Origin of the sequence: Paenarthrobacter sp. YIM B13468 (assembly GCF_042788025.1) — a bacterium.
In the GTDB taxonomy this organism is placed as follows: Bacteria; Actinomycetota; Actinomycetes; order Actinomycetales; family Micrococcaceae; genus Arthrobacter; species Arthrobacter aromaticivorans.
Genome location: NZ_JBHZPI010000019.1, coordinates 67,995 through 84,452, shown reverse-complemented (window position 1 = coordinate 84,452; position 16,458 = coordinate 67,995). Strand labels below are relative to the sequence as shown.

Genomic DNA, 16,458 nt, shown 5'->3' with positions numbered 1-16,458 from the left:
GACGCTAGTCACGCAGCGGGTCAAATCAGTCACAACGATGTTTCACAGCTGTAACTTCTGCACCAGCCGCCTGCGCCCACCAGCCATAAGGGCAGTCCAAAATCCGCCACGCCACTTTGTGCGGACCCCACAAAATCGCGTGCCGCCCCCACGGATACCGTCAAGTCCATGACGACCCAAACAACTCATCGAACCCCAGCAGGCGCTGCCTACGCCATCCTGGACATCGCACGCGAGCAGGTCCTTGAGCGCGGTGAAGGCCTCAACGAAGCCCAGCTTGTGGAGATCCTCCAACTTCCTGACGAAGCGATTCCCGCTGCCATGCAGCTCGCCCACGAGGTCCGGCTGAAGCACTGCGGCGAGGACGTCGAGGTTGAAGGCATCATCTCCATCAAGACCGGAGGCTGCCCCGAAGATTGCCACTTCTGCAGCCAGTCCGGCCTTTTCGATTCCCCGGTCCGTGGCGTGTGGCTGGATATCCCCGAACTGGTGAAGGCTGCCAAGGAAACAGCCGCCACCGGTGCCACCGAGTTCTGCATCGTTGCAGCTGTGCGTGGCCCCGACATCAAACTCATGAACCAGATCAAGTTCGCGATCGACCGCATCAACGAGGAAGTTGATATCAACATTGCGTGCTCCCTGGGTATGTTGACCCAGCGCCAGGTTGATCAGCTGGCCGAGTGGGGCGTCCACCGCTATAACCACAACCTCGAAACCGCGCGGAGCTACTTCCCCGAGGTCGTCACCACGCACAGCTACGAGGAACGGCTGGACACCTGCAACATGGTCAAAGCCGCCGGTATGGAACTGTGCTGCGGCGCCCTGATCGGCATGGGTGAAACCCTCGAGCAGCGGGCCGAACTCGCCGCCCAACTGGCTGCATTGGAACCGCACGAAGTTCCGCTGAACTTCCTGAATCCGCGTCCGGGAACGCCGCTGGAAAACCAAGGCATCATGGACGGCAAGGACGCCCTCCGCGCCATCGCCGCCTTCCGGCTCGCCATGCCGCGCACAGTACTCCGCTACGCTGGCGGCCGCGAACTGACCCTGGGCGATCTCGGCACCCGCGAGGGACTGCTCGGCGGCATCAACGCCGTGATCGTGGGCAACTACCTAACCACCCTTGGGCGCCCCGCCACCGCCGACCTGAACCTCCTGGTGGAGCTCAACATGCCCATCAAGGAACTCCAGAAGACGCTATGACCGCGATAGGCGCCATGCAGGCGGAATACTGCGGGCACTGCGGCGGCACGGTTGCCGGCGCCCTTTTTGAGGACGTTGTTGAAGGCGCTGTTGAGGACGGCACCGTCATTGGGGGCGGTACCGTTCTCAAAGGCACCAACGGCGAGCGCCCGACGTCGCACCCCCACTCGACGTCGGACTCCCACCAAGGCTGCCAGCAACGGTTGGCGATGGAACCGCCCAGGTATTGCGCGCAGTGCCGCCGCAGGATGAAGGTCCAGGTGACGCCGTTGGGTTGGTCGGCGGAGTGCTCGCGCCACGGACGGGTGTCCCGATGAGTTCGCTGATCGAGCGGGACCGGGCGAGCCTGTGGCATCCTTACGCTCCGGCGTCCGGGACGCTGCCGCTTTGGGAAGTCGAAGCGGCCGACGGCGTGGCGCTGCGGCTTCGGGACGAGGACGGCCGAACGCATGAGGTGCTGGATGCGATGTCGTCATGGTGGTCAGTGATCCATGGGTACCGCCATCCTGTGCTGGATGCCGCGGTTCAGCGCCAGCTGGGGTCCTTCAGCCATGTGATGTTCGGTGGACTGACGCATCAACCTGCCGTGGATCTTGCCGAGAACCTGCTGGCGCTGGCACCCCGGGACCCTGGCCGCCAGCTGGAACGTGTGTTCCTGGCAGATTCCGGCTCCGTTTCAGTGGAGGTGGCCCTAAAGCTGGCCGTGCAGTTCCAAACGGCCTCCGGGCGTCCACAACGGCAGCGCTTCCTGACGGTCCGCGGTGGCTATCACGGCGACACGTTCGCGGCGATGGGCGTCTGTGATCCCGTTGACGGTATGCACTCCACGTTCCCTGGTTTGCTGGCGGGTAATGTGTTCGCGCCGCGTCCTCCAGCCGCGGCGACGGCCACCCCAACAGTTATCAGTGAGTGGCGGACATCAGTCGAGATGCTGGCCCGTGAGCATTCCGATGAGCTCGCGGCGATCATTGTGGAACCTGTCCTGCAGGGTGCTGGCGGGATGTTCATCTACCCGCCGGAGTGTGTGCGGATCCTCCGGGAGGTTGCTGACGCGCACGGCTTGCTGCTCATCCTGGACGAGATCGCCACGGGCTTTGGGCGAACAGGCGAGTTGTTCGCTGCGAACCATGCCGGCGTCGTCCCGGACATCCTGTGTGTCGGCAAGGCGCTCACGGGTGGGTACATGACGCTGGCCGCAACGTTGTGCACGGGTGAGGTTGCCCGGGTGGTATCCAGCGGTGATGCTGGTGCCCTACTTCACGGCCCCACGTTCATGGGCAACCCGCTCGCCTGTGCCGTGGCCAACGCGAGCCTCGGGCTGCTGCGGGACGGCGACTGGCGCGCAGACGTTGACCGCGTAGGCGCAGGGCTCGCGGAGGGCTTGACCCCGGCGTTGGAGCTCGACGGCGTGAGGGACGTCCGCAATATCGGCGCGGTGGGCGTCATTGAGTTGGCGGACGCCGTGGACGTCGCTGCAGTGACCCGGGCTGCGATCGAGCGGGGAGTGTGGATCCGTCCTTTCCGTAATCTCGTCTATACGATGCCGCCATACATCAGCTCAACCTCCCAGATCAGGACCATCACTGCTGGCATGGTGGCGGCAGTCTCCGCGGCCGCAGACAGGCTGGAGGCCAGAGTATGAGCCTCTCCATGACCGCTTGGCTGGAGCAACAGGCAGAGGTCCGCGAGCGCCGCGGGCTGGTGCGGACGCCGACAGTGCGTGGTCCGCAGGGCGCCCGCGGCAAAGAAAGCGCCTCGGACAGAGAAGGCGCCCCCGATCGTAAAGCCGGACACCGCGGGATGATCGACCTCGCCAGCAACGACTACCTGGGCCTCTCCACGGACCCGCGCCTGGCTGAGGCTGCCACGGACGCGATCAGGCGCTGGGGCACTGGCGCTGCATCATCCCGCTTGGTCACCGGCACCACCGAGCTGCATCTTGAGTTGGAGCACCACCTTGCCCTGTTCACGGGAGCGGAGGCTGCGTTGGTCTTCTCCTCGGGCTACCTCGCCAATCTGGGTGTCACCACGGCTTTGGGTGGTCCCGGAACGTTGATTGTGGCAGACGAGTACTGCCATGCCTCGTTGATCGATGGTTTTAGGCTGAGCCGCTCGGAAGTGCGGGAATTTAAACACAATGACGCTGCGGACGCGGCACGCCTCCTGGAGGGACGGACACAGCCGCGGGCCCTTGTTGTTGTTGAGTCCATCTACAGCGTCGGCGGTGACGCTGCTCCACTACAGGAGTTATTCAACCTCGCCGAGGAACACGACGCCGTGCTGCTGATAGATGAGGCCCACAGCCTGGGCGTTGCCGGCGTTGGCCCCTTACAAGGGCGCGGCGCGGTGGCGGGCACCAGCCTGGCCGACCATCCGGGTGTTGTTCGCACTGCCACCCTGTCCAAAGCCTTGGGCAGCCAGGGCGGGGCGGTGCTTGGTTCCAGCCTGCTGCGGGAGCACTTGGTGAACCGCTCGCGTAGCTTCATTTTCGACACCGCGTTGGCCCCGCCGGCAGCGGCGGCTGCCATGGCCGCCGTCGGAATCATCCAGCGGGAACCTTGGCGCGCCGCGGCCGTCCATCACAACGCAGCCGCCCTCGCCGCCCAACTGCAACCCACGCTGGGACGCCCAGCCGCCGTCGAACGTTCTGCCGGAGCAGTTCAATCCATCCCCATGCCTTCAGCGGAGGCTGCCTTGGCTGCGAGCCAGGCCGCGTACGCTGCCGGCGTCCAGGTGGGGTGTTTCCGCCCACCTTCGGTGCCCGACGGCGTCTCCCGCCTGCGGCTCACAGCCCGGGCCAACCTCACCCCCACCGACCTCGACCATGCCTGCACAGTGCTGCGCGACATCCTGGAGCGAACCCCATGAAACTTCCCCGCATCATCCTGGTGACCGGTACCGATACCGGCGTCGGGAAGACCATCACAACGGCGGCGCTCGCCACAGCGCTTCAGCAACGCGGCTGCTCGGTGGCGGTCTACAAGCCCTGCCAAAGCGGCAACGTAGACGGCGATTCGGACTGCGCGGAAGTGGTGCGGCTTGCCGGCCCGCTCACGGCGGAGGCCGGCATTGTCCTGGAACAGCCGCTGGCCCCCGTCCCCGCTGCTGCCTGCGACGAGGTGGTGCTGCCGCAGCTTGCTTCGCATGCCCAGCGAATCCGCGCACTGGCCAACACCCATGACCATGTACTTGTGGAAGGTGCCGGCGGGGTGCTGGTTGAGTTGGACCACGACGGCGGGACGCTGGCGGACCTCGGAAGCCTCCTGGGCGATTCGGCTGGCTTCACTGTGGTGGCGCGCCCGTCGCTGGGCACCTTGAACCACACGGCGCTGACGCTCGAAGCGCTCGATCGACGGGGCCTGCCGGTGGTCGGCGTTGTGCTTGGCAGTTGGCCTGCAATCCCTGGGGCAGTGGAGCGAAGCAACCATGCCACCATCGCTGCCTGGCCTGTTCCGCTGTTGGGTGCCATCCGGCACGAAGCCGCCGCACTGGCCCCTGAAGTGTTCCGCGAACAGGCGGCCTCCTGGCTTGAGGGGGTGCCGGCATGAGCACCGTCACCACATGCCCCTACAAGGTGCTGCGCGATCCTGATTCCGTCCGCGAGGTCCTTCACCGGCCTGGCGACTTCAGCCCTGCCAACGCACTTCTGGCCGTGACGCCCTTGAGCGGTCAAGCCCTCCGCATCCTGCAAAAGGCACGCTTCGCCCTTCCACCAGTCCTGGCCAGCAACCACTCCCCCTCACACGCAGCTATCCGCAAGGTGGTGGCGGGCTTCTTCACTCCCGCCAAAGTTGCGGCCATGGAACCACGCATCCGGCAGCTCTCCCGGGAGTCAGCCACGGCCGCAGCCCAACTCCTCCGCTCCGTGGGAAATGTTGATTTGGTGCAGGCAGTGGCCGCGTATCCGCCGGCAGTCATCATGCTGGAGATGCTGGGCCTCCCCGTCCGCGACCTTCCTCAATTGAAGGCGTGGAGCCTGGACTCCCTCGAGCTGTTCTGGGGATGGCCGGATCCCGCACGGCAGCTCGAGCTGGCCCACACCGCGGCGGACTTCTACACCTGGCTGCGCGAACTGGTCCTTGAATCGGTGGAGGCACCTTTGGTTCCGGGCACAACAAACCTCTTCAGGGCACTCGCAGACCACGGGCTCAGCACGCCGGAGATCTGTTCCTTGGGCTACTTCCTGCTCATCGCGGGCCAGGAGACCACCACGCAGCTCATCAGCACCACGCTCTTCCGGCTGGCCGAGGGGTCGCGGGGAATCTCCTGGGACGAGGCCTCCTCCAGCACCAAAGCCCGCGAGATTGTTCGGCATGTGCTGGCCACCGAGTCTTCCGTGCCTACCTGGCGGCGGGTGGCTGCCCGCGATACCGAACTTAATGGCGAGCACATCCCTGCGGGGGAGGAAATCCTGGTGGAGCTGACCGGGAACCACGGCTTTCCGTGGGCAGCCGGGGTTGACACTGCGGAATCTGCCGGAGAAAGCACAGACCATCCGGGACCCACACCCTACGGCCTGGCCTTCGGCTCAGGAATCCATCGCTGCCTTGGTGCCAAACTCGCTGAGCTGGAGACCGTCGTCGTGGTTCAGGAAACCACCGCGGCACTAAAGGGGGTCCGGCTCGGGAACCCCACCCCTGAGTGGCTGCGGCTACTCTCCTTTCAGGCTCCGCGGACCGTCAGAGTTGCCCTCCCCTAGCCAGCTTGGGTGGGTAGGCTGGACTGTATGGGCGAGAGCCGTGACTTGCTGACGCCGGAGCAGCGTAGCCGAAACATGTCCAGAATCAGGGGCAAAAACACCAAGCCCGAGCTGCTGGTCCGGAAACTACTGCATGCCAAGGGGTACCGCTACCGGCTGCATGGGCAAGCCGGTGGGACCAAGCTGCCGGGCCGGCCTGATTTGGTGTTCTCCGGCCGTCGCAAAGTCATTTTCGTCAACGGCTGCTTCTGGCACTTTCATGATTGCAAGGTCGGCCTGCACTCCCCCACTGCCAATGCGGCCTTCTGGGAGGCCAAGCGCACGCGGACCCGTGAACGCGATCTGGCACAGAGGGAACAGCTGCACGCTGCCGGTTGGGACGTTCTGACGGTGTGGGAATGCGAATTGCGGGACAGCTCAGTCCTCGAAGAACGGCTGACGGCGTTCTTGGAGGGGCCGTTGGAGGGCAGGTCGCCCTATGGCGCCTTCGACCCAGCCCCGGCGGACCCAGTGGAGTCGGAGTGACCGGTGCTGGCGTGGGAACCTTGCTCCCACAGCGCATACGCTGACGTTCCACCAATGCCCAGCAGCACCGTCAGGCACAACACGATGATGACCACGAGGCCCGCCGAGGGTCGAACACCACCGTTCATGCTGATTTCCATTCCTTTACCCACGCCTTGCTCCCCCGGTTCGGCGATTATTCCATTTCCTTTACTTACTTTCAGGGACTTCGATCAAGACCCCCTCTGAGTCCGCTCAAGATTGGATCAAGCTTTCGCTTTCCGGCGTTGCGATACTTCCCCCGGACCTACATTTGAATCGTGCATCTATTGTTCGGAGGCGGGAGGGGTTTGGTGTCTGAGTATGACGAGTGCACAGACTCACTGGTGGATCCCGCCGTCCTTATCCAGCTTCAGGCAGAACTTGGCGGAGACCGAACCGTCGTTGGCGCTTTCGTCCGCACCTACGTGGAACTCCTGCCATGGCGGGTTGCCCGCCTGCATCACGCGCTGAATAACCTGGACATCGAAGATGCCATGGACGCTGTACTGAGCCTGAAGACCTCAAGCGAGATGGTGGGCGCCATCTGCATGCGCCGCTTGGCCGCGGAATTGGAGATCAGCATCAGGCTCCTCCCCAACGCCAGCCACCTTCAGGAGTTGAGACCGCAAGTGGAGCTGATCGAGGCTTTCGTCTTCGGCACGATCTGCGAGCTCCAACCCCCACTTCCGTAAAGATCTTCACGAAAATAAAGAAAACCATTGACTCGCTAAAAATCTTCACTATAGTTGTGTGAGTTAGCTCACCAACGAAGGATGCGGCAATGACTACCGAGACTCCTGCACCGCCAGCCACAAGCGAACTGCTGGCAACTGTGGGGAACAAGGTGCGCACCATGCGCAAGGCAAAGGGCATGACCCTCGCCCAACTCTCGGACATCACCGGCCTCAGCCAGGCGATCGTCAGCCAAATCGAACGCGGAATGGCGAACCCTTCCTTCACCACCCTTGCCCAATTGGCCCACGGCCTGGACATCCCCGTAGGGAGATTCTTCATTGGCCAGGACCACTCCACCTCACCCGTGGTCCGCCGATCCGAACGACGCAACCTTAAGAACGTCACCCGCGAATCAGTGGGCGAAGCCGTACACGAACTGCTGACTCCCAACCGCGACGGAAGCATCGAAGCGCAGTGGATCAGTACGCCCCCAGGGCACGACACCAGCGCAACCCCTTTTACGCACAGCGGTGAAGAGTTTTGCTACATCATTTCCGGCCGTAAGGACGTCTATCTGGATGGCGTCTGCTACAGCCTCGAAGAGGGCGACTCGATCACCTACTCCTCAGAGATCCCCCACTGGTACAAGAACAGCTACGAAGAGGTATGCGTAGCCATCTGGGTCAACGCACCACACGCGTGGTAACACTGCTGCCCCTCAACGGCGCCAGCGTTTTCCCTTAACTGTCCGGACACGAACCGTGGCCGCTGACAATCCTTGCCACTTTCGCACAATGCGCCTCCTCCAACAGGCGTTCCTGCGTCATACCCTCCCACGCCCTCCGGGGCGTCAGCGTAAGGACACTTCCATGCTCAACACCCAAACGACGGACAACGCCGTCCCGTCACCAAGCACCAGCCACTCCTCTCCCGCAAAGAACGCAAAGTTCACTCCCCAGGTCCGCAAAGGACTGTTGGGCCTGGGCCTCGGCAACGCCCTTGAATGGTACGACTGGATGGTCTTCGGCCTCCTGTCAGCCTTCATCGGACCGAACTTCTTTCCCAACACCGAGCCACTCTCCGCCACCTTGAACGCGCTGGCCGTGTTCGCCGTCGGGTTCGCCTTCCGCCCCCTTGGCGGCATACTGCTGGGGACGCTCGCAGACCGGATCGGCCGGCGTCGGGTCATGCTCTTGTCCATCATGCTCATGGCCGGCACCACGCTGATCATTGCCATCACGCCGAACTACGCCACCATCGGAGCCTGGGCCGGCATAATCCTGCTGGTGTGCCGCGTCCTGCAGGGTATCTCCACAGGAATCGAAGCCCCACTCTCCACCTCCCACGCTGTCGAACTCGCACCGGAAGGCCGCGAAGGCTACGTGGCCGGCATCATGTCCTTCTACGTGAACATCGGCATCCTGTTGGCCTCGCTGGTGAGCTTCCTCTGCAGCCTTGTCCTCGGCGGTGCAGCAATGGCCGATTGGGGCTGGCGCGTACCGTTCATCATCGGCGCTGCCTTCGGTTTTGTGGTTCTCTACCTCCGCCGCTCCCTGCCGGAAACCCTCAAGGCCGAGGAAATGGCCACGAACACGCCGCGTGCCGTGTGGTCCGGAGTCCGTAAGCACTGGCTTTCCGTCCTTGCCATCATCTTCGTGGTGGGTGCAGCACAGGCCTACAACTACGCCTGGAACGTTGGCCTTCCCACCGCAGCCCGTAGCGGTTTCAAGGAAGATCCCACCGCGGTCTTCGCCCTCACCACCATCCTGGCCGTCATCCTCGTAGTGGGCAGTTGGGTCATCGGCAAGCTGGCCGACGGCAAAGCAATGTCCCGCTGGTTCCTGGTGACCCGCATCCTCGCCATCCCGTCCGTGTTCCTCATGCTGATGTACGTCCAACCGGGCATTGGCGGATTCGCGGCAGTCCTCCTGGGTGGCTCGATCGTCCTGGTCCTGAACATGACCCTTTACAACGTGGTCAGCTCCTCCCTGATGCCCAAGAACATCCGCGGTACCGGCGTCGCCTTGGGCTATGGCATTGGTGTGGCTCTCTTCGGCGGCACCGCGTCCTACCTTCTGGTCTGGTTCCAATCCCTGAACCTCACCTGGGTCTTCCCGGTCTACGTAGCCGTCCTGTCCATCCTCAGCATCGTTTTCTACCTCGCCGCACGCCGCTCCAACGGCATCTTCGTCGGAAAGTAAGGACTCACCATGAACACCCTTGAACTCAGCACTACGACGGCGGACCTCACCGCCCCCGTCATCTCACGATCCGACGTCCTGGTAGTCGGAGGTGGTCCCGCAGGCGTCGCCGCGGCGGTTACCGCCGCCCGCTCAGGAGCCAAAGTCACTCTCCTGGAACGCTACTCATCCTTGGGCGGACTCGCCTCCGGCGGTATGGTTCTGGTTCTCGATGACATGATCAACGGTCAGGAAATCACCGTCACGGGCATCGTCTCTGAATACGTGGAACGTTTGCAGAAGCTTGGCCTGGCAATCGTCCCGCCCGCCGATGACCGTAAGACCTCCGAGGAACTGTGGAACAAATGGGGCCGCTACGGCACCTTCGATTTCCACTCCCACACCAACCCCAAGCCCATCTGCTACGCCGCGGCTTTCGATCCCGATGGCTGGAAGCGCGTGTCCAACGACCTCGTTCGAGAGGCCGGCGTGGACCTCCGCCTGCACTCCTGGTTCTCCCGTCCCATCGTGGACAACGGCGTGATCAAGGGCGTGATCTGCGAAACGAAACTGGGCCCGCAGGCGTTCATGGCCGACGTCGTGATCGACACCACCGGCGACATCGACGTCGCCTCCCGTGCCGGCGCCAGCTACGCCAAAGACAACTACCTCACCACGCTGGTCTTCCGTCTGGGCAATGTGAATACCAAGGCAGCCGAAGCCTTCGAGCAGGCCAACCCCAAGGAAGCCCGGGCCATCAACCGCAAGATCAAGCGCCTCCTCGGCGGCGCCTGGGAACTCTGGTGGCTCAAGACCCCCATCGACGGAGTGGTCTGGTGCAACGCCCCGCACATGAGCGGATTCGACGGCGTTGACCCCGCGGACATGACTGCCGCCGAGTTCGCCGCCCGGGACCGGATCTCCGAAGCCGTGGAGTATGTCCGCGCGAACCTGCCCGGCTTCGAAAACTGCTACATGCTGGACGTCGCCTCCCAGATGGGCGTCCGCCAAACCCGGCTCCTGCAGGGCGAGTACGTCATGACCAAGGACGACGTCACCCAGCGCCGCCACTTCGCGGACACCGTTGCCCGCGGCCGTGACTACTACTACCCGTACCGCTCGCTGCTGCCCAAGGAAGTGGACCAGCTCCTGGTTGCCGGCCGCCACTACTCCGCCACCCCCGAGGCACAGAAAATGTCGCGCGAGATCCCGCCCTGCATGGCTATGGGACAGGCCGTCGGCGTTGCAGCGGCCCTCGCGGTGGAGAACAACATGTTGGTCCGCGACGTCTCCGCGCTGGATATCCAGCAGGGCATGCGCCGGCATGGTGCAGACCCAGGCGACGTGCCGTCGTCGAACGCTACCGTGGACATCGACTTGAACGCAGTGGTGCCGGCATGAGCACCGTTGTCCTCGACCAGACTGAAACCACGACGGCGACGCACACCGCCGCGGCTCCCTCACCAACGCCCCTCCCGCTGGATGGCATCAAAATCGTGGACTTCACGCAGGTGTTCATGGGCCCATCCTGCACGCAGCTGCTGGGCGACTACGGTGCAGACATCATCAAGGTGGAACGTCCCGGCGCAGGCGACATCTCCCGCAATTCCTTCCCGGACCAGGACGGACAGGACAACCCGATCTTCCTGTCCATCAACCGGAACAAGCGCAGCGTCTCGGTGGACACCCGCACCGACGAAGGTCGCGAGGTACTGCACCGGCTCATGGCGGATGCGGACGTAGTGGTCAGCAACTTCCGCTCCGGAGTCATGGAACGGATGGGTTTCGGCTACGAGGACCTCAAAGCTGCCAACCCGGGGATCATCTGGGCCTCGGGCACAGGCTTCGGTCCGGAGGGACCCTACGCCCATAAAGGCGGCCAGGACGCGATCGCGCAAGCGTATTCCGGAGTGATGTGGCGCCGGGAATCCGATGACACCAAGCCCTCCATCTACCCCACCACCCTGTGCGACTACATCACCGGCATGCACCTCATGCAGGGCATCCTTCTGGCGCTGCGCACACGAGAGGCATCGGGGGTGGGCCAGAAGGTGGAGGTGACCATGTACGACTCCATGCTGCACCTGCAGATGCAGGAAGCGTGCATGCAGCTCAACCGCGGCTACGAGGTCAACTGGGGCGCCATGCCGCTGAGCGGGGTCTTCGAAACCACCGACGGCGCCGTGTGCATGGTGGGTGGTTTCACGCCGGATCCCCTGGCCCGGATCTCCGAAGCACTTGGCCTGGACGAGGACCTCACCCAGCGGCCTGAATTCGCCAACCTCGAGCAGCAATTCAAGAACAAGCCGGCATTGCAGGCCATCTTCCGCGAGCGCATCGCCACCAATACCACTGAGTATTGGACACACCAGCTTGAAGGGCAGGGGCTGCTGAATGCTCCGGTTCACACCCTGGAACAGGCGTTGGCCGATGCGCAAACCGAGGCCAACGGGATGATCGTGGAAGCAGAGCACCCCGGCGTCGGCACGGTCCGTATGCTGAATGCCCCCATCCGGCTCTCCGCTACCCCGCCCACCATCCGTCGCGCCGCACCGCGCCTCGGTGAGCACAACGTGGAGGTCCTGCTGGAGAACGGCTTCGACCAAGAGGCAATCGAGCGCCTGCAGCAGCTGGGGGTTCTGCGGTGACATCCGTAATCGAGCGAGTGGACACTGTCACCCTGACCATCGAGAACCACGTGGCTACGGTGGTCATCGATCGTCAGCACGTCCTCAACGCCGTGGATGCCACAACCCATTCGCGGCTCAACGAGATCTGGACTCAGCTTGAGCAGGACCCGTCCGTGCGTGCGGTTGTCATCACAGGTGCGGGATCCCGTGCCTTCTGCGTTGGTGCTGACATGTCGGCGTCGGCCGTGGACAAGACCGGCCTGGAGTATTGGGCGGGACTGGATCCCAACGGCTTCGGCGGCCTGAGCCTGCGCACCACCTTGGATGTCCCGGTCATCGCCCGGGTCAACGGCTACGCCCTTGGCGGCGGCATGGAAATTGTGCTGGGTGCCGACATTGTGGTGGCCGCCGACACCGCGAAGTTCGGCTTGACGGAACCTCGGGTTGGGCGATTGGCGCTCGACGGCGGCATCCACCAGTTGGTGCGGCGGATCCCCTATACGCAGGCTATGGGAATGCTCGTGACAGGCCGCAAAGCCGATGCCGCAGAGATGCAGTCCATGGGCCTCGTCAACGAAGTAGTTCCTGCCGAAGAGCTCGACGCCGCTGTGCAGGGCTGGGTGGACCAGATCCTTGCCTGCGCCCCCACCTCCGTCCGCGCGGTGAAGCAGATGGTGACACAGACGTCCCACCTCACGGCCAGGGAAGCCCGCGGCCTGCGACTGCCGGCTCTCATGGCGGCCCTGGACAGCGAAGACTCCGCCGAAGGAGTTCGTGCATTCCAGGAAAAGCGCGCGCCCGTCTGGCCGGGCCGCTGATCCCCCAACCTTCCACGTTCGTCCTGAAAGGAAAGAAACATGCAGCAATCTTCCGTGCCCAAAAACACCCGCAAGGACAGCCTGCAACCGGGTGTCTGGGGCGTTGTTGCCACACCATTCCAAGGCAGCACGCTGGACGTGGACCTGGACAGTTTGTCCGAGCTTGTGGAGCATTACGAGGCCATAGGCGCCACGGGACTCACCGTACTGGGAGTCTTCGGCGAAGCAGCCGCCCTGACGGCTGAGGAACGCCGGCAAGTGCTGGAAACGGTGGTCGAATGCACTGCGTTGCCGTTGGTGGTGGGCGTGACCGCCCTGGCCACGCGTCCCGCCATCGAGGAGGTGCGGGCAGCCCAGGAAGTTGCCGGGGAACGCCTCGCAGCTGTGATGGTGCAGGCCAACTCGGCCAAGCCGGAGACGGTGATTGCGCACTTGGATGCCATCCACCGGGCTACTGGCGCCAAGGTTGTCCTTCAGGATTATCCGTTGGCGAGTGGCGTCAGTATCCCCACACCCGCTCTGATCAGGGTGGTGACCTCTTGCGACTTCGTCATTGCCGTCAAGGCCGAAGCGCCACCCACCAGCGTCGCGATCGCTGAGCTGAGTGCCGGCGTCGAGGTTTCAGTCTTTGGCGGCCTAGGCGGGCAGGGACTGCTGGATGAACTGATGACCGGCGCAGCGGGCGCAATGACTGGCTTCTCCTACCCTGAGGCCCTCATCGCGTGTGTGCGGGCCTGGCAGGAAGAGGGCTATGAAGCAGCCCAACGCGAACTGCTCCCGTATCTGCCGCTGATCAACTTTGAGCAGCAGGCGAAGGTAGCCCTGGCTATTCGCAAGGAATGCCTGCGTGAACGGGGACTCATCAAGGACTCGGGCGTTCGCGCACCTGCAGCGGGCTTCCCCGAAGCCCTGCGCGGGAGTATGGCCACGCACCTTCGGGAGGCAGCTGCTGCCCTCGAAAATGACACGACCCTTGTAAGGAGCTTGTGATGGATCTGGGAATTGCGGGCAAGACAGCCTTGGTCGCCGCTTCCACAGGCGGGCTGGGCCTGGCCGTGGCTCGTGCCCTGGCTGCCGAAGGCGTTCGCGTGGCGATCGTGGGCCGTCGTCGGGACCGTGCAAAGGAGATCGTCGCTGAACTCCAGGCTGCGTACGGAACAGGTACTGCCGGGAACGGCGCTTCCGGTATAGCGACCAAGGGCTTCGACGCCGTGGCGATCGAGGCAGACCTGACCACGCCCGAGGGCATCGAATCGGCAGTCGAACAGACGGTCGCGGACTTGGGACCCATCGACATCCTGGTCCTCAACGGCCCGGGGCCCAAACCCGGTGCCGCAGCCACGCTAAGCTCCGATGACATCGCGGCGGCGTTCGATCTGCTGGTCAAACCGCAGCACGCCCTGGTTTCCCACGTGCTTCCCGGAATGCGGGAACGGCGGTGGGGCCGGATCCTGGCTATCGGGTCCAGCGGCGTGACAGCCCCGCTTCCCAACCTCGCCGTCTCCAACACTGGCCGGGCTGCCCTGGCCGGTTATCTCAAGACCCTCGCTGCGGAAGTGGCCCTGGACGAGGTCACCGTGAACCTGCTCTTACCTGGCCGCATCGCCACGGACCGTGTAACCCAACTTGACCAGGCCGCGGCCAAGCGGCGCGGCACCACGTTGGAAGACATCCAGCTCGAATCCCGCAAAACCATCCCCGCCCGACGCTATGGAGAACCTGCCGAGTTCGGCGCGGCTGCCGCCTTCCTGTGCAGCGCGCCGGCGTCGTACATCACCGGCGTCGCGCTGAGGTGCGACGGCGGCCTGATCCGCAGCCTTTAGCCCCCTTCACGAAAACCAAAGGAACATCATGACTTCCACAGCGATTGACACGCAGGCCACCACCGACCCTCACACGATTACCGCCCACCACCTCATCAATGGCCAATGGCTCGGAGACGCCGACACGCAGCGAATGAATCCGGCCCGACCAAGCGAAATCGCAGCACTCTCACCGAGCGGCACCGTTCAGGACGTCGACGCCGCCATCACCGCGGCCGCCGCGGCCCAGCCATCGTGGGCGGCCCTGCCCGCACCAGCCCGGGGCGCTATCCTCATCGCGGCCGGAAACCTGCTCAACGAACGCCAACACGCCATCGCCGAGGACCTGGTCCGTGAGGAAGGAAAGACGCTCGCGGAAGCAAAAGGCGAGGTCAAGCGTGCCTCGGACGTGCTGCGCTTCTTCGGCTCGCTGGGCTGGGCAGCAACGGGCGAAGTCCTCCCGAGCGGCCTGCCCGACACCACCATCACGACGCGTCGCGAACCGCTGGGCGTGGTGGGGCTCATTACCCCGTGGAATTTTCCCATCGCCATTCCTGCCTGGAAAACCGCGCCTGCCCTGATCAGCGGCAACGCCGTGGTGATCAAACCGGCCGAGCTCACTCCGTTGTCCACCACCCACCTGGCACGTGCCCTGCAGGACGCCGGACTGCCCGCCGGCGTGTTCAACGTGGTGCACGGCAAGGGCCGCGTGGTGGGCGACGCGCTGGCCCGGGACCCTCGCATTGCCGGCTTGTCGTTCACGGGTTCCACCAATGTTGGCCTTGGGCTGCAGGAGATCCTCAGTGCCCGCCGCGCCCGCGTACAGCTCGAAATGGGCGGTAAAAATGGCGTGTTGGTGCTGGACGACGCCGACCCCCGCAAAGCTGCGCAGGTAGTAGCGGCGGGCGCATTCGGCCTGACCGGACAGGCATGCACAGCAACGTCCCGCGTCTACGTGACCCCCGGCATCCGCTCCGCCTTCCTCGATGCGTTGGTTCAGGAGACCGCCGCCTACACCACCGGTGACGGGCTTGATGGCGACGCCCGGATGGGAGCCGTAGTGAGCAAGCAACAATTCGAGCAGGACCAGGCAGCGGTGCGTACCGCCGTCGAACGCGGGGCTACACTCCTGCACGGACAGTACGACGGCGACCCCAACGGTGCGCTGTTCTTCCCGGCGGCGATTCTCACCGGACTGCCGTTCGACGACGCAGCCGTGACGGAAGAGATCTTCGGGCCAGTGGTGGCCGTTCTCGAAGTGGCCGACTACGAAACCGGCCTCTCTGCCATCAATGAATCCCGCTACGGGCTCACCGCCGGCATCTGCACGGACTCACTGGCCCTCGCGACGGACTTCGCTGACAGGGCGCAGGCAGGGGTGGTGAAGATCAACCGGCCAACTGCCGGGCTGGACCTGAACGTCCCCTTCGGCGGTGTGAAGGATTCCTCCACCAATACCTTCCGTGAGCAAGGCAGGTCAGCGCTGGACTTCTACACCTGGGGCAAGACCGTCTACACAGGCATTTAGTGCGCCATGAGCTACGTGATCGCACAGCCCTGCGTGGATGTGAAGGACAAGGCATGCATTGACGAGTGTCCGGTGGATTGTATCTACGAAGGTGAACGCTCGCTCTACATCCACCCGTCCGAGTGCGTTGACTGCGGGGCATGCGATCCCGTGTGCCCCGTAGAGGCGATCTACTACGCTGAGGATGTCCCTGACGAATGGGCAGACTACGTCAGGGCGAACGCGGAGTTTTTCGAGGACGTGGGCCGCGATCATCCTGTAGTGATCGCGGAGCCGGTGCGGGTGGCCAGTTAGGCGGCACTGCTCGCGGTACCGGAGCGATTGGACTGCTAGAACTACAAGTGTGAAACCGCCGTGTAGGCCAGGATCGATGACCG

General features: G+C 64.0%; 17 protein-coding genes. All 17 read left to right on the top strand.

Translation table 11 applies throughout. The annotated features are described in order from the left end of the window. The first annotated feature begins 168 nt into the window (after nucleotides 1-168). A complete protein-coding gene (bioB, locus tag ACFX4T_RS17730; protein ID WP_377653020.1) occupies nucleotides 169-1,203 on the top strand; it encodes a biotin synthase BioB in 1,035 nt (344 codons plus the stop codon). After that, nucleotides 1,200-1,520 carry a hypothetical protein gene (locus tag ACFX4T_RS17725; RefSeq protein ID WP_377653018.1) on the top strand — a complete coding sequence of 107 codons (321 nt, stop codon included), beginning with the start codon at nucleotides 1,200-1,202 and terminating at the stop codon, nucleotides 1,518-1,520. Before bioB ends, ACFX4T_RS17725 begins: the two co-directional genes overlap by 4 nt. Next, nucleotides 1,517-2,845, top strand: a complete 1,329-nt coding sequence (locus tag ACFX4T_RS17720) for an adenosylmethionine--8-amino-7-oxononanoate transaminase (protein WP_377653016.1) — start codon at nucleotides 1,517-1,519, stop codon at nucleotides 2,843-2,845. Before ACFX4T_RS17725 ends, ACFX4T_RS17720 begins: the two co-directional genes overlap by 4 nt. Beyond that, a complete protein-coding gene (locus tag ACFX4T_RS17715) occupies nucleotides 2,842-4,071 on the top strand; it encodes an 8-amino-7-oxononanoate synthase (protein ID WP_377653014.1) in 1,230 nt (409 codons plus the stop codon). The genes ACFX4T_RS17720 and ACFX4T_RS17715 overlap by 4 nt, the downstream gene beginning before the upstream one ends. Continuing rightward, on the top strand, nucleotides 4,068-4,751 hold the full coding sequence (gene bioD / locus ACFX4T_RS17710; protein WP_377653012.1) for a dethiobiotin synthase: 684 nt from the start codon (nucleotides 4,068-4,070) through the stop codon (nucleotides 4,749-4,751). Before ACFX4T_RS17715 ends, bioD begins: the two co-directional genes overlap by 4 nt. Continuing rightward, complete coding sequence (locus ACFX4T_RS17705; RefSeq protein WP_377653010.1) at nucleotides 4,748-5,902, top strand: cytochrome P450; 1,155 nt, start codon at nucleotides 4,748-4,750, stop codon at nucleotides 5,900-5,902. The genes bioD and ACFX4T_RS17705 overlap by 4 nt, the downstream gene beginning before the upstream one ends. A gap of 27 nt (nucleotides 5,903-5,929) precedes the next feature. Beyond that, on the top strand, nucleotides 5,930-6,427 hold the full coding sequence (locus ACFX4T_RS17700) for a very short patch repair endonuclease (RefSeq protein WP_216926127.1): 498 nt from the start codon (nucleotides 5,930-5,932) through the stop codon (nucleotides 6,425-6,427). Between the two features lie 332 nt (nucleotides 6,428-6,759). Then, complete coding sequence (locus ACFX4T_RS17695) at nucleotides 6,760-7,140, top strand: Hpt domain-containing protein (RefSeq protein ID WP_216926126.1); 381 nt, start codon at nucleotides 6,760-6,762, stop codon at nucleotides 7,138-7,140. An 89-nt stretch (nucleotides 7,141-7,229) separates the two neighbouring features. Beyond that, entirely contained in the window at nucleotides 7,230-7,829 is a 600-nt protein-coding gene (locus tag ACFX4T_RS17690) for a helix-turn-helix domain-containing protein (protein ID WP_223948191.1), read from the top strand. A gap of 163 nt (nucleotides 7,830-7,992) precedes the next feature. Continuing rightward, on the top strand, nucleotides 7,993-9,324 hold the full coding sequence (locus tag ACFX4T_RS17685) for an MFS transporter (RefSeq protein ID WP_377653007.1): 1,332 nt from the start codon (nucleotides 7,993-7,995) through the stop codon (nucleotides 9,322-9,324). Nucleotides 9,325-9,333: 9 nt separating this feature from the next. Beyond that, the gene (locus ACFX4T_RS17680) at nucleotides 9,334-10,704 is read left to right on the top strand and encodes an FAD-dependent oxidoreductase (RefSeq protein WP_377653005.1); all 1,371 of its coding nucleotides are present in this window, start codon (nucleotides 9,334-9,336) and stop codon (nucleotides 10,702-10,704) included. Continuing rightward, on the top strand, nucleotides 10,701-11,951 hold the full coding sequence (locus tag ACFX4T_RS17675) for a CaiB/BaiF CoA transferase family protein (protein ID WP_377653003.1): 1,251 nt from the start codon (nucleotides 10,701-10,703) through the stop codon (nucleotides 11,949-11,951). The genes ACFX4T_RS17680 and ACFX4T_RS17675 overlap by 4 nt, the downstream gene beginning before the upstream one ends. Beyond that, entirely contained in the window at nucleotides 11,948-12,751 is an 804-nt protein-coding gene (locus ACFX4T_RS17670; RefSeq protein WP_377653001.1) for an enoyl-CoA hydratase-related protein, read from the top strand. Before ACFX4T_RS17675 ends, ACFX4T_RS17670 begins: the two co-directional genes overlap by 4 nt. Before the next feature lie 39 nt (nucleotides 12,752-12,790). Further along, nucleotides 12,791-13,741 (top strand): dihydrodipicolinate synthase family protein, encoded by a 951-nt coding sequence (locus tag ACFX4T_RS17665; protein ID WP_377652999.1) that lies wholly within the window; start codon nucleotides 12,791-12,793, stop codon nucleotides 13,739-13,741. Next, nucleotides 13,741-14,574: an SDR family oxidoreductase gene (locus ACFX4T_RS17660; RefSeq protein WP_377652997.1), complete on the top strand. Its 834-nt coding sequence runs from the start codon at nucleotides 13,741-13,743 to the stop codon at nucleotides 14,572-14,574. Before ACFX4T_RS17665 ends, ACFX4T_RS17660 begins: the two co-directional genes overlap by 1 nt. Nucleotides 14,575-14,602: 28 nt before the next feature. Then, complete coding sequence (locus ACFX4T_RS17655; RefSeq protein ID WP_377652995.1) at nucleotides 14,603-16,081, top strand: aldehyde dehydrogenase family protein; 1,479 nt, start codon at nucleotides 14,603-14,605, stop codon at nucleotides 16,079-16,081. Between the two features lie 6 nt (nucleotides 16,082-16,087). Further along, nucleotides 16,088-16,375, top strand: a complete 288-nt coding sequence (gene fdxA / locus ACFX4T_RS17650) for a ferredoxin (RefSeq protein WP_377652993.1) — start codon at nucleotides 16,088-16,090, stop codon at nucleotides 16,373-16,375. Nucleotides 16,376-16,458 lie beyond the last annotated feature (83 nt).

Excerpts from the sequence above, each read along its gene's own strand:
- bioB (WP_377653020.1), top strand. The coding sequence starts at position 169 with ATGACGACCCAAACAACTCATCGAACCCCAGCAGGCGCTGCCTACGCC.
- ACFX4T_RS17725 (WP_377653018.1), top strand. The coding sequence starts at position 1,200 with ATGACCGCGATAGGCGCCATGCAGGCGGAATACTGCGGGCACTGCGGC.
- ACFX4T_RS17720 (WP_377653016.1), top strand. The coding sequence starts at position 1,517 with ATGAGTTCGCTGATCGAGCGGGACCGGGCGAGCCTGTGGCATCCTTAC.
- ACFX4T_RS17715 (WP_377653014.1), top strand. The coding sequence starts at position 2,842 with ATGAGCCTCTCCATGACCGCTTGGCTGGAGCAACAGGCAGAGGTCCGC.
- bioD (WP_377653012.1), top strand. The coding sequence starts at position 4,068 with ATGAAACTTCCCCGCATCATCCTGGTGACCGGTACCGATACCGGCGTC.
- ACFX4T_RS17705 (WP_377653010.1), top strand. The coding sequence starts at position 4,748 with ATGAGCACCGTCACCACATGCCCCTACAAGGTGCTGCGCGATCCTGAT.
- ACFX4T_RS17700 (WP_216926127.1), top strand. The coding sequence starts at position 5,930 with ATGGGCGAGAGCCGTGACTTGCTGACGCCGGAGCAGCGTAGCCGAAAC.
- ACFX4T_RS17690 (WP_223948191.1), top strand. The coding sequence starts at position 7,230 with ATGACTACCGAGACTCCTGCACCGCCAGCCACAAGCGAACTGCTGGCA.
- ACFX4T_RS17685 (WP_377653007.1), top strand. The coding sequence starts at position 7,993 with ATGCTCAACACCCAAACGACGGACAACGCCGTCCCGTCACCAAGCACC.
- ACFX4T_RS17680 (WP_377653005.1), top strand. The coding sequence starts at position 9,334 with ATGAACACCCTTGAACTCAGCACTACGACGGCGGACCTCACCGCCCCC.
- ACFX4T_RS17675 (WP_377653003.1), top strand. The coding sequence starts at position 10,701 with ATGAGCACCGTTGTCCTCGACCAGACTGAAACCACGACGGCGACGCAC.
- ACFX4T_RS17665 (WP_377652999.1), top strand. The coding sequence starts at position 12,791 with ATGCAGCAATCTTCCGTGCCCAAAAACACCCGCAAGGACAGCCTGCAA.
- ACFX4T_RS17660 (WP_377652997.1), top strand. The coding sequence starts at position 13,741 with ATGGATCTGGGAATTGCGGGCAAGACAGCCTTGGTCGCCGCTTCCACA.
- ACFX4T_RS17655 (WP_377652995.1), top strand. The coding sequence starts at position 14,603 with ATGACTTCCACAGCGATTGACACGCAGGCCACCACCGACCCTCACACG.
- fdxA (WP_377652993.1), top strand. The coding sequence starts at position 16,088 with ATGAGCTACGTGATCGCACAGCCCTGCGTGGATGTGAAGGACAAGGCA.